Genomic DNA, 19,738 nt, shown 5'->3' with positions numbered 1-19,738 from the left:
TCCTTCTATGACCGCTCCGCTAGTCGCCGAGTGCTGGTCGGGCCTCCAGGGCCTCGACCCCTCCCCGGTGCTCCCTGATGGCTGCCGCGATCTGATCCTGCGCGTCCCTCCAGACGCCGCCCCGATCCTGCACCTTAGCCCTCTCGATACCACCGCCCGTGAGGTTCAAACCGCTCCCGGAACCCACTGGCTGGGACTCCGCCTCTACGCCGGCACCACCGCCCGCGACGGCCGCGCCATCGACGCCGCAAAGCTGCTCGAAGGCCCCGACAGCCGCGCGCTCATCAATAAGATTCACCAGCATCCCGACGAGGCCGAAGCCCTGCTCCGCGAGCTTATCTCCGCTCACCTCGCCAGCCCTCCCCCCGTCTTTCTCGACTACCTCGCGGCACTCTCCAGCACCGAGAACGCGGCGACGTTTCCCCGCCAACTCGGCGTCTCCGATCGCACCCTCCGCCGCCACATCACCCGCGCCACCGGCGCCTCGCCATCCTTCTGGCGCCAGATCTCGCGCATCCGCCGATGCGCGCGCCAGATCGCCCGCACCGAACTCCCCCTGGCGGACATCGCCCTGGACTGCGCCTTCAGCGACCAGGCCCACATGCAGCGCGAAGTTCGCCGCTGGTTCGGTACCACCCCCGCCCAGATCCGCGCCCAGGCCCCCACCTACGCGCTCCGACTCCGCGAGCCGGAGCGCGGGCTCTAGCTCACGCAAGCTCGTGCAGACTCGGCACCGCCGGCGGCCGAAAATGCGGGTTAACCACAAGCCCCAGCCGGTTGCCAAAGGGGTCGGCCAAAGACGCCACCCAGATCCCCTCCCCCGTATGCCAGGGCTCCACCAGCGCCCGCGCCCCCAGCTCCACCAGACGCTCAAACTCCGCCTGAATATCCCCCACCCCCCAGAGCGTCTCCGAGCCCCCCAACGATGGGGTGAGATCCCCGGATGCAGCCATCAATCCCAATTCATAGCCGCATACATCAAAACCAATATAACGCTCGTTCTCAAAGTAGGGCTCTACGCCAAACCCCTTCACATACCAGGCTCTGGCTTTTTGCAGATCGTCAACCGGGTAAACAACAGTTCGAAGTCCCAACATCTCGGCCTCTCGCGTTTCAGGTAAATGGAGCGCACATCCTACGCGCCGATCCCCACCAACGGTATTGAATAAATCGGCCAGATTCGCCACGACGCTCTATCTTTTTTCCCAATGCGCCCTCTTACGCGTTGACGCCTCCCGCCTGCCAAACATACCGTCGCTCTATTCGCACTATGAACGTTCGTCGCGAGCGCTACCGCGACCGCCCCCGATCGAAGGCCCGGGCACCACACAAGGTGCGCTCGGCTGTAGAGCCCTCGTTATACGTGCGCACCCGAGGCCTCCTGCCCCCCGACCTCAACGCCTACGCCATCTACGGCACCCCCGTGCTCGCCCCCTGCGAGGGTGAAGTCCTCGCAACGCGCAGCGATCTGCCCGACCAGAAGCCGATGGAGATGGACCCTGACAACCTCCCGGGCAACTACATCACCCTCCACTGCCACGACCTCACCATCCTCCTCGCCCACCTGCGCCAGAACTCGCTCGTCGTCGACGTCGGCGACACCGTCACCGCCGGCCAACCCATCGCCGAGGTCGGCAACACCGGCAACACCACCGAGCCCCACCTCCACATCCACGCTGTCGAAGGCCGCGTCACCGACCACGACACGCTGGCCTTCGAGGGCAAAGGCATGCCCATGACCTTTGGCAGCCGTTTTTTGAAGCGGAACGATCGCGTTCAGACCCGCTAGATCAGGCCGAGGTTGGGTCGACCCTGCATGACCCACCAACAGTCCCCCACTCCTCGGGCTCGAGCTCGGGCTCGGGCTCGGGCGCGATCTCGATCTCGATCTCGATCTCGGGCTCGGGCTCGATCTCGATCTCGGACTCGATCTCGGGCTCGATCTCGATCTCGGGCTCGATTTGGATCTCGAACTCGATCTCGATCTCGGGCTCGATCTCGGACTCGATCTCGGGCTCGGGCTCGGGCTCAATCTAAATCTGGATCTGGATCTGGGTCTCAGGCTCGGGGGCATTTAAAGTTTGCTGAGCATCGCGCCGACGCGGCGGAGTTTGTTCTGGTGATCGGCTTTGTCTTTGAACGGCAGGAGATCGAGGCAGGCACAGAGTTCGGCGGCAGATCCGAGGGCGATACGGAAGTGGTGAGTGCGCGACTTTCCAGAGTGCGAAGCCCCCTCCGCAATGTTCAGGAGGAGAGACTCCGATGCGCGAAGTGTTTGATCTCTCAGGTGCGAGCGCCCCGAAGGAAACTTCTCGTTGCTCAGCCAGTCGACGACTTCTCTCGCAACCTGATAGCAGTCCAGCCGTTCATGATGGAAATTATGCATGCCAACCCTCCGCAGAAAGTGAACGAGTTCAATAGCGCGGTCGAAGACCGCACTGGTTTGCCCCACTCTGTTATCGAGAACTTTCCCCATAACTTTCGTCTTACCCCCCCAACTTTTCTCTCTCTGCGCCCAAACTCACCCCCCAAGTCCGACCACCAGCCCGAGATCGAGCCCGAGATCGAGCCCGAGATCGAGATCCAGCCCGAGTTCGAGATCGAGATCCAGCCCGAGTTCGAGATCGAGATCGAGATCGAGATCCAGCCCGAGTTCGAGATCCAGTTCGAGTTCGAGATCGAGATCGAGCCCGAGATCGAGATCGAGCCCGAGATCGAGATCCAGCCCGAGATCGAGTTCGAGCCCGAGATCGAGCCCGAGATCGAGCCCGAGATCGAGCCCGAGATCGAGGTCGAGCCCGAGATCGAGTTCGAGCCCGAGATCGAGATCGAGCCCGAGATCGAGTTCGAGCCCGAGATCGAGATCGAGCCCGAGATCGAGTTCGAGCCCGAGATCGAGTTCGAGCCCGAGATCGAGTTCGAGCCCGAGATCGAGTTCGAGCCCGAGATCGAGATCGAGCCCGAGATCGAGTTCGAGCCCGAGATCGAGTTCGAGCCCGAGATCGAGATCGAGCCCGAGATCGAGTTCGAGATCCAGCCCAAGCACCAGCTCCCCAAGAAATACCCCTCCCCTTCCCCCCTGTTACATCTGTGTGTATTCTCACCATCACCTGTTACACCCCCCCCTCCCCCTTTCCCCCAACTCCCGGAGGCCCTCGATGTCCACCGCCCCCCTCATCGAAGACATCCTCAACGTCGAGCCTGATGAGACCATGGAGGCCCACATCCTCCAGGGCTTTCACTACCGCACCATCGAGGCCCTCCAGAACTTCCTTGAGCTCTCCCAGGTCGAGATGGCCTCCGCCCTCGGCGTAAGCCGCCAGACGCTCATCCGGAACCTCAAAGCCAAAAAACATCACCTCTCCTCCCAGCTCTCCGACCAGCTCTACCGCGTCGCCCGTATCACCCGCCGCGCCATCGAGGTCTTCGGCGAGCGCGACGCCGCCGCCCGCTGGCTCAAATGCGAGAACGCCGCGCTGGGCGGCCGCCCCCCTCTTCACCTCCTGAAAACCGACGCCGGCGCCGAAAAAGTGGCCGAGCTCCTCGGCCGTATTGAGTTCGGAGTCTACAGCTGATGATGCGCGCCTTTCGCCTCACCGATCAGAAATGGGCCGCCACCGCCTTTGACGGCGAAGGCGCCCGGCGCTTCGGCGGCCGCTGGAACCACCGCGGCTCGGCGGTCGCCTACACCTCCGAGAGCCTCGCGCTGGCCACACTTGAGCAGCTCGTGCACGTCTCGGCCGGCATCCCCTTGAGCGGCCGCGTGGCCATCCGCGTCGACATCCCCGACGACCTCCCCATCCGCACCATCCTCCCCGACGAGCTGCCCGAAGGCTGGCGACGCGTCGACGGGTTGCGCGCCCTCAAAACCATGGGCTCTGAGTGGGTCTTACGTCGCGAGAGCGCGGTGTTGCGCGTGCCCTCAGTGATCATCCCCTCGGAGTTCAACCTTCTCCTCAACCCGGCTCACCCCGACCTCGCTCGCCTCACCTTCCACCCGCCTGAGCCTTACGCCTTCGATCCCCGCCTCTTGAGCTCGCCATCCAGCTGAGCCCCCCCGAGTTCACCCTCCACTTGTAATCCCCTCCCCGGGTGATAAGGTCTGCCGCATTCGCGACAAACCTTGACAACCCAACGCCCCACCCCGGGAGGAACGATGTTCTCTACCTTACGCCCGACCTCGGTCGGACGCACCGCCACCCTTGTCTGCCTCGCCACCCTGCTCGGCGCCTGCGCCTCCACCACCAACCAGCGCGCCAGCGGCCAGACCGCCGCCCTCGATCTCCCCGACGCCAACAAGGTCCGTGAGCTGGCCTCAGCACCCGCGCCCGACGTCGACATCTCTGAGATCGCCGGCCCCATCGCCGTCGAACGCTGGGAGCTCGTCGCACCGCTTCCCACCACCATCGGCCACGCCCCCCTCACCTCCTCCAAAAGCTGGGAGCAGGGCTTCGCCGAGCTCGTCAACGACACCGACAACACCGTCCGCTCCGAAGCCTCCGCCTGCGTCGCCCGCCAGTACGGCCACTACTACGCCGCCAACGATCGCTGGCCCGACCAGGAGCTCAAGACCTTCATCGCCGCCCGCTGCGGCTGGATTGGCGGCAACTTCGCCTCCACCGCCCTGCGCGTCACCGACAACCGCTCCCTCGATCAGATCGCCGCGCAGTTCACCGACCACATCGCCAGCTTCCTGGAGAGCTCCCGCAAAGCCATCGACGGCCCGATGGACGCCGCCTTCAACGTCGAGCGCATCGGCGACGCCACCATCGCCACCCTGGTCGCCGGCGAACGCACCGTCACCCTCAAGCCCCGCCCCATCACCTTTGACGAGCGCGGCACCATCGAAGGTCGCGTCGAGAACCCCCGCTACAACCTTGTCCAGGCCTACATCGGTGACGGCCCCCTGGGCGCCCGCGCCTGCGAGCGCGACCCGGCCGCGCGTTTCCCCAATTTCCGCTTCCACTGCGGCGGCGACTCCCAGACCGAGCCCCAGGGCCGCGCCTACGTGGAGTTCTCCCTCGACGTGCGCGACCAGCTCTTCTCCGAGCTCGGCGGCACCACCCTTTTGGTGAGCGACCCGGACGAGCTGCGCTACGTCAGCGCCACCGCCTCCGTCCCCGCCACCTCCGAGGGCTCCTCCCCCACCGAGCGACTCGCGGCACAAATCAACGCTTTCCGCGAGCGCGCCAAACTCACCCCGGTCGCCTTCTCCCAACCCCAGTCCAAAACCCTCAACGACCTCCTCCCCCACATGCTCGCCGCACAGAGCGACGACGATGAGAGCCTCTTCTCCCTCTTAACCCTCGCCGCCATCGCTGGCTGGGACATCGACTCGCCTATCCTCTCCGGCGACTTCACCATGCGCGTCACCGCGCACAACGACCCCGTCCGCACCATGGCCACCCTGCTGACCAGCCCCTCGGCTCGCCACATGCTCTTCGACGCCGACTTAAGCCACATCGCCATGGCCTCCTCCCAGCAAGAGGGCGCCACAAGCCTCCTGCTCACCGGCTACAAACGCGTCCCCGGCCTCACTGGCGAACAGCTCGTCGCCCGCGCCCTCAACACCCTCAACTCCGCCCGCGAGGCCGCCGGCAACCGCCCCGTCGTCGACTCCGGCAACTACCAGCAGGCCGCCACCCTCCTCTCCGGCGCCGTCGCCCAGGGCAAAGGCACCCCGGCCGAAGCCACCGACCGCATCGTCAACGCCATGGCACGAAACCTCGAAACCGAAGTCCGCTACTGGACCCTCCCCACCGACAACCTCGACGATTTCACCATCCCCGAGGAACTCATCACCGCCCGCGCTCTGCGCGCCACCGTCTTCGCCGCCCCCTACCAGCACCCCGACGACCCCTGGAGCATCTACCGGGTCGTCATCATGTACGCCAAAGGCGACATCCGCTGATCCCCCGCGACGCGCTCGTCAGGCCCGACGAGCGCATCGCTCTCACGCGCTGTAGTACTGGACGTTCGTTATGAAGTTCCCCGCCGCTCTTCCCTCGCCGCGCCCCCAGGCGCTCCTCCTCGCCCTCCTCCTGGCAGCCGCCTGCGCCACAAACAAACCCAGCAGCACCCTGGGCGAGGCCCCCTCACTGGACCTTCCCTCCCGAGAGAAGATCCAGGAGATCGTGACGGCGCCCGCCCCGTCCATCTCCCTCGAAGAGCTCGTCGGCCCCCAGCCCGCCGAACGCTGGAACCTGGTCGCCCCGCTGCCCGACACCCTCGGCCACGTCCCCCGCCAGAACCTCGAAGTCTGGGAGCAGGCCTTTGCCCAAAAGGTCGACAGCCTCGACAACACCGCCCGCTCCGAGGCCAGCCACTGCGTCGCGCGCCAGAACGCCCACTACTACGTCGCGCAACAACGCTGGCCCGACAATGAGCTCGACACCTACATCGGCGCGCGCTGCGGCTGGATCGGTCCCGACCACTTCGCGCGACTTTCCTACCTCAACGCCAACACGCCCCTCGACCAGGTCGAAGCGCTGGCTGCGGACAAAATCAACACCTTCATCGACGAAAGCCGCAACCGATACACCGGCCTCGTCGACTTCGGCATGCACGTCGAACGCATCGGCCAAAACGTCGTCATCGTCATGAGCGCCGGCCGACGCACCATGACCGTCACACCGCGCCCCATCACCTTCGACGAGCAGGGCACCCTGGAGGGCCGCGTCCTCGACGAACGCTATGACTACGTCCGCGCCTACATCACCGTCGGCAACCTCGACGCCCGCCGATGCGAACGCGACCAGTCCGTACGCTACCCCGACTTCCGCTTCCACTGCGGCGACGACTCCCCCACCGAACCCCGAGGCCGCGCCTACGTCGAGTTCTCCCTCTCCCTGAGCGACCAGCCCTGGTCTGACATTGGCACCATGGCCCTCTTTGTCACCGACCTCGACGACCCTCGTTACGTCAGCGCCACGGTCGCCGTCCCCGACGTACGCGACGCCTCCGACGCCTTCTCCCGCATCGCCACCCAGCTCAACCGCATCCGCACCCTCTCCGGCATGCAACCCGTCGAACGCTCCGAAGCCCAGTCCCGCACCATCAGCAAAGTCTTTCCTCACCTGCTCCAGGCCATTCACGACAAGGACGCCGCCGCATCCGAACTCTACCAGGGCGCCGTCACCGCAGGCTGGGATATCGGCGAACCCATCCTCTACGGTGACTTCACCATCCGTCACTACCGCGCCGAGAACCCCGCCAAGGTCATGGCCCTTATCCTCACAAGCCCCACCGCCCGCGATATGCTCTTCGACCCCAACCTCAGCCACATCGCCCTGGCCGCCGTTCAAAACGAGGGCTCCACAAGCCTGCTCATCGGCGGCTACAACCGCGTCCCCGACCTCTCCGAAGATGAGCTCGTCGCCCGCGCCCTCAACACCATCAACTCCGCCCGCGACGCCGTCGGCAACCGCCCCGTCTACGACTCCGGCGACTACCAGCGCGCCGCCGTCATCCTCTCCGGTGCCATCGCCCGGGGTCAGGTCACTCCCGCCCGCGCCACCGACCGCGTCGTCAACGCCATGGTCAACAACCTCCAGACCGGCGTGCGCTACTGGACCCTGACCGCCCGCGACCTCGACGACTTCCACGTCCCCGATGAGCTCGTCAACGCTCGCCTCCTGCGCGCCGCCGTCATCGCCGCCCCCTACCGACACCCCGACGATCCCTGGCACCTCTACCGCGTCATCATCATGTACGCCGAAGATGACATCCGCTAAATCGCCCTGAGGCAAAACGACAGCAGCCCCGCTTGATTCAAGCGGGGCTGCTGACTTCTCCTTCAATACGTGCCGTCCAGGCTTTACTCCGCCGGGGCGGTGACCACGACCTCGGTCGTCACCGAATCATTCTGCGACGAAATCTCCAGGCTATGCGTCCCCGCCGACAGCTCCTGCTCTCCCGGACCCGTGGGCAGCGTCGCCTCAATCCGAATCCCCTGCCCCGGCGCCACCGGCGTATCGGCATCCCCACCCTGCGCCTGCAGCTGCAGCGCGGCAACCCCGCCACCTTCCATCGTGATCTGCCCGGTGAGCTCGATAATGCCCTCGGTCGTCCCCGTATTCGTTCCCAGAACCACAACCTCCAGCGACTCGCCCTCAACCACAGTCAGCGTGCTCGCCTCGGTATCAATGCTCATCTCGAAGAACGAACCGTCCTCGTCGATGATCGGAGCTCCCGCAACCACCACATCGGCGGTGACCGTCGTCTCACCCAGAACGACCTCCGCGCTGTAAGTGCCGGCATCGCCTTCGGCAGTCGTCCAGGTGAAGCTGCCACCTTCGGCGCTCCCGGCCGCCACCGCGATCTCCGCCGTGTCGGTGAACTCCCCAAGCGTCAGCGTCACCGTCGCCGTGCCGTCCGCATCGCCGGTGTTCTCCACCGTAAACGCCACCTCCACAGCCTGCCCCTCATCCACGCTGAGCGTGCTGCCGGCCTCATCCAACTCCAGCGAGAAGCTCGCTTCTGAAACCACATCCGCATCGTCGTTGGTGTCGGCGCTCTCTCCACAGGCCACGGCAAAAAACGCCATGGAGGTGATCAGCAACAGGGCCAGGATCGTGCTCTTGTGTGTGTGAATCGTCATAGCAAACATCTCCTTTCCAATTAAGTCGGTTGCGCTCATGGCATACGTGCCGCGCACCCACGCGCAGCCACTTCATCGACGAGCAGATTAGGATTGCGGTGGGTTAGCAAGAACCCGATAAACCCGCAAGACCATCTGCTCACGGCGTCATTCCCGCACGAAGGTTGAGCCCGCCGTAGATCGCGCTACCATCACCCCCTCTCTCAACGCCCCCCTGCCCCGGCCCCCCTCCCCATGACCTGGTGGCTCGAAGCACTCCTGGCAGCATCGCCCATCGCCCTGATCCTGGTCGCGATGCTCCTCTTTAAGCGCTCGGCGGCCACCGCCGGCGCCTTCGGGCTGCTCCTCACCCTGGCACTCACCCTCCTCCACTTCGGTTTCCCCTCCCTCTCCCACCTCGGCGCCCCCCTGGCCGCCGGCCTGGCTGGCGCGCTGGCCGAGGCCTCCTTCACCGCCGCCTCCATCCTCTGGATCATCTTCGGCGCATTGTGCATCCACCGCCTCCAACTCCACTCCGGAGCCATCGACACCCTGCGCACACACCTCGGCCGCCTCACCGACGACCCTCGCCAGATGGCCATCCTCATCGCCTGGTTCTTCGCCCTCTTCCTCGAAGGCGCCGCCGGCTTCGGCACACCCGCCGCACTCGCTGCCCCCTTTCTCGTCGCCTTCGGCTTCTCCGCCGCACACGCCGTCGCAATCACCCTCATCGGCTACGCCGTCGGCGTCTCCTTCGGCGCCCTGGGCACCCCCGTCATGGCTCAGCTCGCCAGCACCTCCTTCTCCGCCCTCGAGGTCGGCCGGGCCACCTCCGAGATCAGCACCTGGACAGGCGCCCTGCTCCTGGCACTGATGCTCTGGCGCGTCCATCAATGCGCCCACAAACTCCCCTCACCACCACCCCGTCGCCCCTCCGCGCTCGGCTGGTACGCACTCGCCGCCATCGCCTTTCTTCTCCCCATGGCGCTCCTCGCTCGCTATGTCGGCCCGGAACTCCCCACCCTGGGCGGCGCCGTGGTCGGCGCATCCCTCTTCATCCTCGCCATCAAATACCTGCGCCCCAACACCCCTGACCCCTCTGAACCCACCCCCGACACTGTCGCCCCCTCCCCGACCACCATGCCCCTGTGGAAGGCCGCATCCCCCTACCTGATCGTCATCGCCCTGGTCCTGCTCACCCGCCAGGTCACTCCCCTCAACACGTGGCTGCGCTCCCTCGACCTCTCCTGGCACTACCTCGACCACTTCCAGGGCCGCGTCGAACCCCTCTTTCACCCCGGCACCATCCTCCTACTCGCGTTCCTCGCCGCCGCTCGCCACCAGGCCGTGTCCCTGCGTGACACTGCCCGCGCCACCACCACCGCTCTGCGCATGCTCCTCCCCATCTCACTCGCCCTACTCGCCATGCTGAGCATCTCTCGGCTCATGGTACACACCCACATGGTCGACGCCCTGGCCGAAGCCGCCGCCCACACCGGCTCCGCCTGGCCCCTCTTCGCCCCTCTCATCGGCGCACTGGGCACCTTCGTCACCGGCTCCGCCACCGCCTCCAACATCCTCTTTACCGACTTCCAGACCACCACCGCCAATCACCTCGGCCTCAACCCCCTTCGCCTCATCGGCGCTCAAGGCGCCGGCGCCGCCATCGGCAACACCATCGCCCCCCACAGCATCATCGCCGGCTGCGCCACCGTCGGCATCTCCGGCGACGAAGCCGACGTCCTCAAACGCACCCTCCTCCCCGCCGCCATCGCGCTACTCGTCGCCGGACTCCTCGTCAAACTACTCGCCGGCTAACCTCCGCCCTCTCCCTCCCCCGCGTCAGAATCCCCCCAACCTCCCCTAACATCACATTCCAATGTGCAATTCTTGCCAGCAAGAAGTGCGCTTTGGCCACCTTAAGTGCACTTCTCGCCAGCGAGATCCACAACTCCACGCGTCGACCTGCCATTCTCGCCAGCAAGATCCACAACTCCACGCGTCGACCTGCCATTCTCGCCAGCAAGATCCACAACTCCACGCGTCGACCTGGCGTTCTTGCTACCAGGATCCGCTACTCCACGCGCCGACCTGGCGTTCTCGCTACCAGGATCCGCTACTCCACGCGCCGACCTCTCATTCTCCCTTCCGCCACCTCACCTGCATCGATGGTTTGGCGTGCAGCGACGATGTAAGAGACTGCCTCGGCGACCGAGGCGCCTTCCCCTCCTCCCCTCGACACACTCCGCTTCCCTCCCTCCCCGGCTCTCCCATGACCTCCGAATTCACCACCCCGCAGCGCATCCCCGGCCTGCGTCACACCACCACCGAGGATTACCTCACCCGCATGGCCAGCTTGCAGGCCTACATCACCGAACACCTCGACGAGGACCTCTCCCCGGAGGTGCTCGCAAAGGTCGCGATGATGTCCAAACACCACTTCCACCGGGTGTTTCGGGGCATGTTCGGCGAGTCGGTTGCGGAACATCTGCGCCGGCTTCGGCTGGAGCGCGCGGCCATCGAGGTGCGTCGCAGCGAGCGCACGTTGCTGCGCATCGCGCTCGACGCCGGTTACGGCTCCCACGAAGCCTTCACGCGCGCGTTCAAGTCCCACTTCGATCTCACCCCCTCCCAGCTCCGAGAGACCCTCCCCCCGAACTACGACCGCCGTCTGGCGGCCGAGCACCGACCGACCCTTCCCCAGGCGCCCCTCGATGTGCAGCTCCGCCACCGGCCGGCCACCCCGGTGATCATGCTACGCCATTGGGGGCCCTACCTGGAGATCGGACCGGCCTTTAACCGGCTGCTGGACTGGGCCCTGGAGCGAGGGGCCGACCCCGAGTCGATCGAGCTCCTCGGAGCCTACCACGACGATCCGGAGATCACGGCGGCACAGAAGCTGCGCTCCGATGCCTGCGTGGTGCATCCCGGCGACTGGGTGGGTGATGGCGAGCTTGTCGCCTCGGAGCTGCCGGGGGGAACCTTTGCTGTGGTGGTGCACCGCGGGCCTTACGAGACCCTCTTTAAGACCTACCTGCGCCTCATTGGCCAGTGGCTTCCGAATAGCGGCTACGAGGCCAGCGCCGAGCCTCTACTCGAACGCTACCTCAACCATCCGGCGCACACCCCACCCGAAGACCTTTTGACCGAAGTCTGGGCGCGCCTCCAACCCGCCTCCGCCCACCTTTAAGCCGACACCCTCGGGGCCCCCTCTTTCCCTTGCCCGGGCCCCCGAAGCTGCGAGGTCTTAAGAGCCCTCCTCCAGGCCGATCTGCAGCTCCACCTGCGGTCCTGCCTGGCCAAAGCGGTAGATCTCCAGATCGACCTCGTAGGTGCGCCGCTCGCGCTCCTCCCAGCGCTCCCAGACCTCGGTCCAGCTCGCCCAGACCGTCTCTGGGGAGCCGTCGGGCAAGGTGGCGCTGGCCCAGGTTTGCGCCGGGACCTGCACGCGGCGCATGCCCTCGGGCACCTCGCGCTCCGCGTCGCATTCCACGGCGAGGAGCATGGTGTAGGGGGCCTGCCAGTCCCCCTCATAATCAGTGTACACGGCGTAGATCGTGCCCGTTTCACCGAGCTCCGCGAGCAACTGTCCCTCCATCACCTTCTGCCAGAACGCCGGGATATCCTCCCAGGCCGTGGCGTGACTGCTGCGGATGGGGAGTCCGATCAAGGTACGGGCAGGCTCTTCTTTTCGATGAAATTCAAGGGTCATGGGCGTTCCTTTTGTTAAGGGTAGGTGTCGCTCTCAGCTGGCGACGTTGCACACCCTAACCGGCATCTCAGGCTCGCGTTTGATAGCGCGTGCTATCTTCGCCGCGATTTTGCTGACCTCCCTGGAGCGAGCTCCCATGCGTTCTTTCCCCTGGCCCTGGATCGCCCTTATCGCCCTGACGCTGACCCCCTCGCTGGCCTTTGCGAGCGACATGTGCGATCTGGCGCACGTCTACCTCATCCCGGGTTTTGGGGTCGTGCTGCTCATCGCGGCGCTCGGGTACGTCGCTCGCCACCGCTGGAGCTTGTCAGGCGTGCTCTGGCTGAGCTGGCTGCTGGGGGCGGTCATCATAAGCATCGATTTCTTCACCGCGCTGGCCAGCCACGGCCCTTTTGAGCTCGCGCACCCCGGCTTCCTCCTGGCGGCGGCCATCAAGCTCGCGCTGCTCATCGCCCTGGAAGCGCTCTACCGACGCTTTGGAAACCGCTGATGGCCCTGCTTACCCCCGACCACTGAACGCCCTTTCAAGATGTATGAGCAGAAAAGTGCTCTAGAGCCCTTCAAACGCGACTCGATGATCGCCAGAAAGGCTCGAAAGCCCTTAAGCTCCTCATCGGATCTCGATGTTAAGGCTCCAAAGCCCTTAAGCTCCTCATCGGATCTCGATGTTAAGGCTCCAAAGCCTTACCTCGCCTCATCCATGAACGCCGCGAAGGCTCGAAAGCCCCGGGGGCTCCTCATCAAATCGCGATGTTAAGGCTCCAGAGCCTTCAGACGCCTCCTCGATGCTACCCCGGAGAGCTCGCAAGCACGCGGCCCCCCGATCCAGGCGCGCCGAGAGTGCCCCCGGTCGCCCCCGAGCGGCTCTCGCGACCTCCCCCTCCCTCCCTCGAATAGGACCCATCGTATGACCCCAGCGACCGACCTGCACGTGATGCGTCAGGGCGATGAGATTTGGATCGCCGGACGCGTCACCGACAACCGCGAACATAGCCACCACGCCATGCAAGTGGTCTGGGCCACCGAGCAGGCCCCGGCCCGGCTGAGCTCCGGAGGTACGATGTGGCAGGCGCCAACCCTGCTTATCGAGGGGCGAGTGCCCCACACCCTGGAGCTACCGGCCGGCCTTATGTGTCTGATTCAGCAAGAGAGCCCCAGAGCGCGCCGCCTCCGAGCGCGCTGGCTCTCAGAGACCCGCGTGGCCACCGCTCCGCCAACGACAACTCCGCTGACCCTGGACGCCACCTCGCTCCTTCGTCGTGAGCTGGCCGGCGATTCGGAACCTGAGGTTGGGGAGGCCATCGATCCGCGGGTCAGTGACGTGTTGAGCTGGCTCGACACCCTGGAAAACGACGCCAACTGGAGCGCCGTCTCGCTCGACGGGGCGCTCTCGCGGGTGCATCTCTCCAAAAGCCGCTTTCTGCACCTTTTCTCCCAACATGTCGGCACTCCCTGGCGCTCCTACCTCATCTGGCGGCGCGCGCTGGTCGCGATCACACTCGCCAGCAAGGGCGCCTCGCTGACAGAAGCCGCCCACGCCGCGGGCTACGCCGACTCCGCCCACCTCTCTCGCCAGTGTCTCGACCTTTTTGGATTTTCCCCCTCCGACATCGTCAACTCTAGCCAGTTTCTTCAATTCTAAGGTCTCGCCGCGTCCTAAGGTCTTGCTTCCACGGTCGATAGACCCGAACCCCCACCCTGGAGGCACGATATGAGCACCGCCCCATCCTTTCTTGAACGCACCGCCATCGCCGACTACGACGCCGCAAACATCCAGGCCCTTGTGCAGGAGCGCGGCTGGCACGCGCTCACCACCTACGAGCGCATCGGCGCGGCCTACACCTTTGTCAAAGACGAGATCGCCTTTGGCTACAACCGCTCTGACGATCTCCCAGCCAGCGACGTGCTCGCCCAGGGCTACGGCCAGTGCAACACCAAGGGCAATCTCCTCCTCGCGCTGATGCGCGCGCTGGGGATTCCGTGTCGCTTTCACGGCTTCACCATCGATAAAGATCTTCAACGGGGCGCCATCCCCGAGTGGATGTATCCGCTCGCCAGCCAACGCATTCTCCACAGCTGGGTGGAGGTGTTTTATCAAGACGAATGGCTTCCCCTGGAAGGTTTTATTCTCGACGACACCTACCTGCGCGCGCTCCAGCAGCGCTTTGCCTCCCACCAGGGCGCCTTCTGCGGCTACGGCGCCGCCACTCCAGATCTTCAAGCGCCGGAGGTCGAATGGCAGGGCCGACCTACCTACATCCAGCGCGAGGGCATCGCCGAAGACTTTGGCGTCTACACCCACCCCGACGAGCTCTACGCCGAGCGCGGGACCAACCTCAAAGGCATTCGCCGCGTGCTCTACGCGACCCTCTTTCGCCACATGATGAACGCCCGGGTCGAAGGCATCCGCAGGTCCGCGGCTCGTTAAACGTGGTCAACCAACTCCTCTTCGATGCGCATCAAGGGCCGCGTCAACAACGCCGCCGGTGCCAGCACGAAAAGGCGTAGCGCGGCGGCCGCCCCCATCAAGAGCAGCATCGCCCCCAGGCTTTCGTAGCCCAGCAGCGGCCCGAAGATCTGGCCGAGGGGCGCGCCTTCGGCCATCGCCGGGGCCAGCCAGTCATCGACGAGCGGTCCGGCCAGCACGTAGCAGAGCGGGACGAGCGACCAGGCGATGGTGCGTCGAATCGCAAACACACGCCCCTGGAGCCGCCCCGGCACCTTACGCTGCCAGAGATCCTGGGAGATGCCGCTCTCCAACGCGTGAAAGAAGAGAAACGCGCAGCCCGCCGCCGCAAACCACGGCGCGCCAAAACGCGTCGCCCCAAACGCCAGCGCAAGAAGCGCGGCGCTGGCCGCCATATCGCAAAAGACCGTCGCCCACACGCGCCCCGACATGCGCGGCCGCGCGACGAGCCACACCATGCCCAACACAAGCCCCGTGCCGGCGGCCGCCATCGTCAGCCCCGTCACCTGCTCCGAGCCCGTAAGCTCCACCAGCGCCGGCAGCGTGAGAATGGGCAAAAACCCGCCCAGAAACTGGCTCAGCGCGAAGAAGATCTGCAGATAGAGAAGGCCCGGGCGCTCGCGAATAAAGCCCCAGCCCTCGCTCACGACCGCGCGCAACGAGGAGAGCACCTCCCCCGCTCGGCGCCAGTCCCCGGGAGGTGTGGCGGGAATCGGCACCGCCGCGATGACGATCACCGCGAAGAGAAAGGTCGTCAGGTCGAGGCCGATCACGCCCGCATACCCGATGAAAGGCAGCGCGAGCGCAGCGAGCGCCGGCGCCAGCAGATGCTGGCCCGCCTCCCCGGCGTAGATCATCGCGCTGGAGCGTCCCAGATGGTGTGCGGGCACCATCTGCGTCATCGTGGCGGTAAAGGTGACCCACTGCAGCGCCCGACACAGCGCGCTGATCGCCAACAAGAGATAGATGGCGATAAGGGTGAGCGAGTCTGAATAAACCAGCCACGCCAGCCACGCCGCGCACACGCCGGCCACCCCATTGCACCAGGTCATCACCGCCTTTCGCGGCAGCACGTCGGCCAGCACGCCCCCGAGCGGCAAAAGCAGAATTCCCGGCAAGGTCGCCGCCACCGAGAGCATCGCAAAATCGGTGGCGCGGCCGGTCTCGGCGTACACCCAGGCCCCCAGCGCAAAGGCCGTCAGCCCAGTGCCCGTGATCGAGAGCATCTCCGCAGCCCAGAGCCATAAAAAGCGCTGCCAGGAGCGCGCATCAGCCATCGAGCTTCCCCTGCGCCGGGCGCATGCGCCGGGCATCGCGGTCCCAGAAGAGATGCGTAAATGAGCGCCGCAGATCCTCATCGCTCAGCGGCTCCACCGCCGCCAGCTCCGGAATCGCTCGCCGCGCCCGCTCCAGATTGTAGTTGGGAATGCGCGGGTTGAGATGATGCACATGATGCAACCCGATATCCGCTGTAAACCAGCGCAGCACGCCTCCCAACTTCAAATAACTGGAGCCATACACCGCGGTGTTGGCCTTATGCCACTCTTCGTCTTCGGCATAGTACGTATGCTCAAAGTTATGCTGAATCCAGAAGAGCACCCCACCGGTGCCAGCCCCCAGCACCAGCGAGGGCACCAGCACCAGCACGCTCACCCACCATCCCAGCGTGAGCACCACAAGCGCGTGCAAGGCCAGGTGGGCCGGAAGCGTCCAGGCAATCGCGCGCAGCATCGCCTCGCGATTATGCACAGCATCTTTAAAACTCTCGCGAAAAGGGAAAAACCCCTGCGGAAAACGCCTCTCGATCAGCAGACTATGCGCCCCGAGCAAAAAGATATTCAGAGGCCGCACCTTTTTGATGCGATAACGCGCCTCCGCCGGCCGCTCGGGGATCTCATCGAGCGTCATCGGCGAATTCATGTTGTCGACGCCCCGTTTGCTCAGTCGTCCCTGGTGGTTGTGATGCCAGTGGTGCTCGGTTCGCCACGGCTCAAAAGGAATGCTCGTGATCAATGAGAGCAACGTGCCCAACACGTCGTTCACACGCGCGGAGCTAAACGCACTTCGATGACCCAGGTCATGCTGAAACACAAAGATCCGCATAAAAAACCCCGCCCCGAAAGGCGCGAGCAAGAGCAGGTATGGCGTCGGCCCCATCCAGGAGGCAAAGCCCAGCATCAGCAAAAAAAGCACGAGCGTGCTGCCGATCTGCCAGGCCGCCACCGCGTCGCGCGCCTCGGTAAAGGGCCGCGAGGCCAGCAGAACCGCGCGGCTCTGCTCGGCGTCGAGAAAGGTGCGGACCGCTTCAGGCGTATCGCTCGTCTGCGTCATACAAAGACCTTATCCGCCCGGCGTAAGTCGGGTCACGAGCACAAAGAAAAGAAAAAGAGGCGCGGCGAACACCAGGCTATCAACCCGATCGAGCAGACCGCCGAACCCGGGCAAGAGCGCGCCCAGGTCTTTGATGCCCAGGCTCCGCTTGATGCCCGAGACCGCAAGGTCGCCCAGCACGCCCAGCACGCAAAAGGCGACCGATAGTGCGAACCCCTGCGTCGCCCCAAAGGGGGTGATATGCGCGCCGAGCAGGGTGCCCAGCGCCACGGCGATCACACTGCCGCCAATCGCCCCCTCCCAGGTCTTACCCGGACTGATGCGCGGTGCGAGCGACCGGCGACCCGCGATCTTGCCGACGACGTACTGCATCAGATCGCTGATCTGGGTTGTCACCACAAGAAAGAGCACCAGCCCCTGCCAACCATGCGCACCCACGTCGATCGGGAGCCAGGCCAGCGTCGGAAGGGCAAAGAGCGACCACGCCCCCAGCATCACCCAGAGCAGAAGTCGCCTAAACCTGGCGCCGAACTCCCCGACGCCCTCGCTCCACACCAGACAGAGCGGCAGAAGCGTGAGCGCGGCGATCGGAAGCACCAGCATCGCCGCCAACCACTGCTCGGCAAAGAGCAGCGCCGCGCTCAACCCTATCAACGCGTAGCTCGTCGCCGTCACACGACGGGAGAAGGGACGCGGCGAGGCGCGAAAGAGCTCAAATAGCGCATGGGCGCTCACCCAGACAAAGCCTACGGTAAAGAGCGCGCGTCCCAGAAAAAGTGTTCCGATCAAAAAGATGCACACCGGAAACCACGAGAGCGTACGCGCCCACAGGTCGCGGTGGCGCGCCGGATCGGTGCGCACAATCACACTGACCGCCGTCGTTCCAAACGCCATGAAGGCACCGATCGCCCAGACAACATGGAGGAGATGCGTGCTCATAAGACTGCGCTACCCGAGGAGGTTCACGATGGACATGATTATGCGCCTTCCCTAACACGCCCCCACCTCTCACTCAACGCTTCGCAACAACCAGGAAGCGCACGATACGTAGCGAACACCGGCGAGCCAGCTCCCTGTGATGCGGCGCTACCGGCAGCACACGCCCTGCTGAGCGCTGATGGCCAGCGGCGAACCCTTCGTCGTCTTCCAGCATATGTCGACCTGCCCGAGCACCCCGACCATGAACGCGGTGCTCTCCCTGATGGAGCTCCCCGACGACCTCCCCCTCGACACCGACCACGACTTCGCCATGCTTGAGGGCCGCGCGCCCGACGCCATCACCACGCTGCCCGCCTCCTCCTTCGTCGCCTTCAAAGACGGCGACTGGATCGACCTCTACCCGGCCATGGTCTCCCCCGTCGCTCAGACCATGAACCACTTCCTGGCGCGCAACGGCCTCATCGCCGAAGGCTCCACCTCCCCCCTCATCGGCCCCGACGCCTTTATCAACGTTGACGACTTAGCCCGCGGCCTCACCCTGGGCCGGGTCTGGTCCTCCCTCGCGCTCCCCGACCACGACCTGCGCGGCATGCGCATCAACGAGGGCGCCATCGCCGGAAGCGCCTTCTCCGGTGCTGATCTTCGAAAGGCCCACTTCACCAACACCCTCCTCAGCCACACCTCCTTCGAGGGCGCCCGCACCGAAGGCATCACCCTCACCAACGTCACCCTGCGCCAGGTCACCTGCGTCGATGGCTCGGTGCGAAGCGGCGACGTCGGCGATTGCTTGAGCGAATAACACGCCTCCTTCACCTCCTATCTCCGCCCCACAAAAAAGCCCGCAGCGCGTAAGAGCTGCGGGCTTCTTGTCTTTTCTATTGCGAACTCACCCCGCCACACCCAGCTCCACCCTCCCCAACCCCTCAACCTCCAGGGTCACCTGGTCGCCGGGGTTGAGCGCCACCGCTTTGGTCGCCCCTCCCGCCAGCACCACCTGCCCCTTCTTCAGCCCCTCGCCACGCGCGTTGAGCATCTTCACAAGCGCGGCCAGCGAGCGCGCCGGATGCTCCAGAATCGCCGCCGACGAGCCCGTCTCCACCACCTGACCGTTCACGCTCATCACCATCCCCAGGTTTCCCAGCTCCAGGGTCGCCGGGTGGGCGAGCTTCGTCCCCAGCACATAGCCCGTCGACGAGGCGTTGTCGGCCACCACGTCGATCAACGTGAACTTGAAGTCCTTATAACGGCTATCGATGATCTCCAGCGCGCCGCACACCCCACTCACCGCCCGCAGCGCTTCCTGGGGCGTCGGCGTCCCGCTGAGGTCTTCGCCCATAATGAACGCGATCTCCGGCTCCACCCGCGGGTGGCAGTAGTCGCCGTGCGCGATCGTCGCTCCGTCGGCGAGCGTCATCGCGCTTGTGAGGTGTCCGTAGATGGGTTCGTGCACCCCCATCTGCTCCATCTTCGCCCGGCTGGTCAGCCCCATCTTCATACCCACCAGCGACTCGCCGCGCTCAAAGCGCCGCGCCATCGAGGCGCGCTGGATCGTGTACGCTTCGTCGAGCGTCAGCTCGGGAATCTCCGCGGTCAGCATCACCAGCGGGGTCGTGGTGCGGGCGGCTTCATCGACCTTTGCGGCCAGGCTCTGAATCGTCTCTTCACTAAGCGCCATAACGTCTTCCTCGTCGTGGAAAAAAGGGCAATGCGA

Annotated in this window: 21 protein-coding genes; 13 read left to right on the top strand and 8 right to left on the bottom strand. The window is 65.1% G+C overall.

Features of this window, described 5'->3' with window-relative positions; translation table 11 throughout:
- The first annotated feature begins 7 nt into the window (after positions 1-7).
- Positions 8-706: a helix-turn-helix domain-containing protein gene (locus FRC96_RS04545; protein WP_146973216.1), complete on the top strand. Its 699-nt coding sequence runs from the start codon at positions 8-10 to the stop codon at positions 704-706.
- Between the two features lies 1 nt (position 707).
- Here FRC96_RS04545 and FRC96_RS04540 read toward each other — a convergent pair whose 3' ends face one another.
- Complete coding sequence (locus FRC96_RS04540; RefSeq protein WP_146973213.1) at positions 708-1,097, bottom strand: VOC family protein; 390 nt, start codon at positions 1,095-1,097, stop codon at positions 708-710.
- A 266-nt stretch (positions 1,098-1,363) separates the two neighbouring features.
- Between FRC96_RS04540 and FRC96_RS04535 the strand changes: the two genes are divergently transcribed.
- Positions 1,364-1,789 (top strand): M23 family metallopeptidase, encoded by a 426-nt coding sequence (locus tag FRC96_RS04535; protein WP_230469877.1) that lies wholly within the window; start codon positions 1,364-1,366, stop codon positions 1,787-1,789.
- 285 nt (positions 1,790-2,074) lie between these two features.
- On the opposite strand, the gene FRC96_RS04525 is transcribed toward FRC96_RS04535, so the two are convergent.
- Complete coding sequence (locus tag FRC96_RS04525; protein ID WP_230469876.1) at positions 2,075-2,386, bottom strand: four helix bundle protein; 312 nt, start codon at positions 2,384-2,386, stop codon at positions 2,075-2,077.
- Positions 2,387-2,443: 57 nt separating this feature from the next.
- Here FRC96_RS04525 and FRC96_RS21805 point away from each other — a divergent pair, with 57 nt between their 5' ends.
- The 5 genes from FRC96_RS21805 to FRC96_RS04500 all read left to right on the top strand — a co-directional run bounded on the left by FRC96_RS21805 (position 2,444) and on the right by FRC96_RS04500 (position 7,733).
- Positions 2,444-3,205, top strand: a complete 762-nt coding sequence (locus FRC96_RS21805) for a hypothetical protein (RefSeq protein ID WP_230469875.1) — start codon at positions 2,444-2,446, stop codon at positions 3,203-3,205.
- Entirely contained in the window at positions 3,159-3,575 is a 417-nt protein-coding gene (gene parS / locus FRC96_RS04515; RefSeq protein ID WP_146973206.1) for a type II RES/Xre toxin-antitoxin system antitoxin, read from the top strand. Before FRC96_RS21805 ends, parS begins: the two co-directional genes overlap by 47 nt.
- Entirely contained in the window at positions 3,575-4,051 is a 477-nt protein-coding gene (locus FRC96_RS04510) for an RES family NAD+ phosphorylase (RefSeq protein ID WP_230469874.1), read from the top strand. Before parS ends, FRC96_RS04510 begins: the two co-directional genes overlap by 1 nt.
- 105 nt (positions 4,052-4,156) lie before the next feature.
- On the top strand, positions 4,157-5,911 hold the full coding sequence (locus FRC96_RS04505; protein WP_146973204.1) for a hypothetical protein: 1,755 nt from the start codon (positions 4,157-4,159) through the stop codon (positions 5,909-5,911).
- 70 nt (positions 5,912-5,981) lie between these two features.
- A complete protein-coding gene (locus FRC96_RS04500) occupies positions 5,982-7,733 on the top strand; it encodes a hypothetical protein (protein ID WP_146973202.1) in 1,752 nt (583 codons plus the stop codon).
- An 83-nt stretch (positions 7,734-7,816) separates the two neighbouring features.
- Here the strand turns inward: FRC96_RS04500 and FRC96_RS04495 are convergent, their stop codons facing one another.
- Complete coding sequence (locus FRC96_RS04495) at positions 7,817-8,599, bottom strand: hypothetical protein (protein WP_146973199.1); 783 nt, start codon at positions 8,597-8,599, stop codon at positions 7,817-7,819.
- Positions 8,600-8,833: 234 nt separating this feature from the next.
- On the opposite strand from FRC96_RS04495, the gene FRC96_RS04490 reads away from it, so the two are divergent.
- Positions 8,834-10,396, top strand: a complete 1,563-nt coding sequence (locus tag FRC96_RS04490) for an L-lactate permease (RefSeq protein WP_146973197.1) — start codon at positions 8,834-8,836, stop codon at positions 10,394-10,396.
- A 454-nt stretch (positions 10,397-10,850) separates the two neighbouring features.
- Entirely contained in the window at positions 10,851-11,768 is a 918-nt protein-coding gene (locus FRC96_RS04485) for an AraC family transcriptional regulator (RefSeq protein WP_230469873.1), read from the top strand.
- Positions 11,769-11,825: 57 nt separating this feature from the next.
- Here the strand turns inward: FRC96_RS04485 and FRC96_RS04480 are convergent, their stop codons facing one another.
- Positions 11,826-12,290, bottom strand: coding sequence for a GyrI-like domain-containing protein (locus FRC96_RS04480; RefSeq protein WP_146973191.1), 465 nt, complete (start codon positions 12,288-12,290; stop codon positions 11,826-11,828).
- A gap of 136 nt (positions 12,291-12,426) precedes the next feature.
- Between FRC96_RS04480 and FRC96_RS04475 the strand changes: the two genes are divergently transcribed.
- From FRC96_RS04475 to FRC96_RS04465, 3 genes are all read left to right on the top strand, one after another.
- A complete protein-coding gene (locus tag FRC96_RS04475; protein WP_146973188.1) occupies positions 12,427-12,780 on the top strand; it encodes a DUF4175 domain-containing protein in 354 nt (117 codons plus the stop codon).
- Positions 12,781-13,197: 417 nt separating this feature from the next.
- Positions 13,198-13,932, top strand: coding sequence for a helix-turn-helix domain-containing protein (locus FRC96_RS04470; protein WP_146973186.1), 735 nt, complete (start codon positions 13,198-13,200; stop codon positions 13,930-13,932).
- 69 nt (positions 13,933-14,001) lie between these two features.
- A complete protein-coding gene (locus FRC96_RS04465) occupies positions 14,002-14,718 on the top strand; it encodes a transglutaminase-like domain-containing protein (protein ID WP_146973183.1) in 717 nt (238 codons plus the stop codon).
- On the opposite strand, the gene FRC96_RS04460 is transcribed toward FRC96_RS04465, so the two are convergent.
- Genes FRC96_RS04460 through FRC96_RS04450 form a run of 3 tightly spaced genes read right to left on the bottom strand, consistent with a single transcriptional unit; the run spans position 14,715 to position 18,027 of the window.
- On the bottom strand, positions 14,715-16,034 hold the full coding sequence (locus tag FRC96_RS04460) for an MFS transporter (protein WP_230469872.1): 1,320 nt from the start codon (positions 16,032-16,034) through the stop codon (positions 14,715-14,717). The two genes, FRC96_RS04465 and FRC96_RS04460, sit on opposite strands and share 4 nt — an antisense overlap.
- The gene (locus tag FRC96_RS04455) at positions 16,027-17,088 is read right to left on the bottom strand and encodes a fatty acid desaturase family protein (protein ID WP_146973178.1); all 1,062 of its coding nucleotides are present in this window, start codon (positions 17,086-17,088) and stop codon (positions 16,027-16,029) included. The genes FRC96_RS04460 and FRC96_RS04455 overlap by 8 nt, the downstream gene beginning before the upstream one ends.
- A gap of 9 nt (positions 17,089-17,097) precedes the next feature.
- On the bottom strand, positions 17,098-18,027 hold the full coding sequence (locus tag FRC96_RS04450) for a phosphatidate cytidylyltransferase (protein ID WP_146973175.1): 930 nt from the start codon (positions 18,025-18,027) through the stop codon (positions 17,098-17,100).
- Between the two features lie 178 nt (positions 18,028-18,205).
- On the opposite strand from FRC96_RS04450, the gene FRC96_RS04445 reads away from it, so the two are divergent.
- Complete coding sequence (locus FRC96_RS04445) at positions 18,206-18,826, top strand: pentapeptide repeat-containing protein (protein ID WP_146973173.1); 621 nt, start codon at positions 18,206-18,208, stop codon at positions 18,824-18,826.
- A gap of 87 nt (positions 18,827-18,913) precedes the next feature.
- Here FRC96_RS04445 and FRC96_RS04440 read toward each other — a convergent pair whose 3' ends face one another.
- Complete coding sequence (locus FRC96_RS04440) at positions 18,914-19,702, bottom strand: 2-keto-4-pentenoate hydratase (protein WP_230469871.1); 789 nt, start codon at positions 19,700-19,702, stop codon at positions 18,914-18,916.
- Positions 19,703-19,738 lie beyond the last annotated feature (36 nt).

This window comes from Lujinxingia vulgaris, assembly GCF_007997005.1.
In the GTDB taxonomy this organism is placed as follows: domain Bacteria; phylum Myxococcota_A; class Bradymonadia; order Bradymonadales; family Bradymonadaceae; genus Lujinxingia.
This window is presented reverse-complemented; position numbering and strand designations above follow the sequence as displayed.

Excerpts from the sequence above, each read along its gene's own strand:
- FRC96_RS04545 (WP_146973216.1), top strand. The coding sequence starts at position 8 with ATGACCGCTCCGCTAGTCGCCGAGTGCTGGTCGGGCCTCCAGGGCCTC.
- FRC96_RS04540 (WP_146973213.1), bottom strand. The coding sequence starts at position 1,097 with ATGTTGGGACTTCGAACTGTTGTTTACCCGGTTGACGATCTGCAAAAA.
- FRC96_RS04525 (WP_230469876.1), bottom strand. The coding sequence starts at position 2,386 with ATGCATAATTTCCATCATGAACGGCTGGACTGCTATCAGGTTGCGAGA.
- parS (WP_146973206.1), top strand. The coding sequence starts at position 3,159 with ATGTCCACCGCCCCCCTCATCGAAGACATCCTCAACGTCGAGCCTGAT.
- FRC96_RS04510 (WP_230469874.1), top strand. The coding sequence starts at position 3,575 with ATGATGCGCGCCTTTCGCCTCACCGATCAGAAATGGGCCGCCACCGCC.
- FRC96_RS04505 (WP_146973204.1), top strand. The coding sequence starts at position 4,157 with ATGTTCTCTACCTTACGCCCGACCTCGGTCGGACGCACCGCCACCCTT.
- FRC96_RS04500 (WP_146973202.1), top strand. The coding sequence starts at position 5,982 with ATGAAGTTCCCCGCCGCTCTTCCCTCGCCGCGCCCCCAGGCGCTCCTC.
- FRC96_RS04495 (WP_146973199.1), bottom strand. The coding sequence starts at position 8,599 with ATGACGATTCACACACACAAGAGCACGATCCTGGCCCTGTTGCTGATC.
- FRC96_RS04490 (WP_146973197.1), top strand. The coding sequence starts at position 8,834 with ATGACCTGGTGGCTCGAAGCACTCCTGGCAGCATCGCCCATCGCCCTG.
- FRC96_RS04485 (WP_230469873.1), top strand. The coding sequence starts at position 10,851 with ATGACCTCCGAATTCACCACCCCGCAGCGCATCCCCGGCCTGCGTCAC.
- FRC96_RS04480 (WP_146973191.1), bottom strand. The coding sequence starts at position 12,290 with ATGACCCTTGAATTTCATCGAAAAGAAGAGCCTGCCCGTACCTTGATC.
- FRC96_RS04475 (WP_146973188.1), top strand. The coding sequence starts at position 12,427 with ATGCGTTCTTTCCCCTGGCCCTGGATCGCCCTTATCGCCCTGACGCTG.
- FRC96_RS04470 (WP_146973186.1), top strand. The coding sequence starts at position 13,198 with ATGACCCCAGCGACCGACCTGCACGTGATGCGTCAGGGCGATGAGATT.
- FRC96_RS04465 (WP_146973183.1), top strand. The coding sequence starts at position 14,002 with ATGAGCACCGCCCCATCCTTTCTTGAACGCACCGCCATCGCCGACTAC.
- FRC96_RS04460 (WP_230469872.1), bottom strand. The coding sequence starts at position 16,034 with ATGGCTGATGCGCGCTCCTGGCAGCGCTTTTTATGGCTCTGGGCTGCG.
- FRC96_RS04455 (WP_146973178.1), bottom strand. The coding sequence starts at position 17,088 with ATGACGCAGACGAGCGATACGCCTGAAGCGGTCCGCACCTTTCTCGAC.
- FRC96_RS04450 (WP_146973175.1), bottom strand. The coding sequence starts at position 18,027 with ATGAGCACGCATCTCCTCCATGTTGTCTGGGCGATCGGTGCCTTCATG.
- FRC96_RS04445 (WP_146973173.1), top strand. The coding sequence starts at position 18,206 with ATGGCCAGCGGCGAACCCTTCGTCGTCTTCCAGCATATGTCGACCTGC.
- FRC96_RS04440 (WP_230469871.1), bottom strand. The coding sequence starts at position 19,702 with ATGGCGCTTAGTGAAGAGACGATTCAGAGCCTGGCCGCAAAGGTCGAT.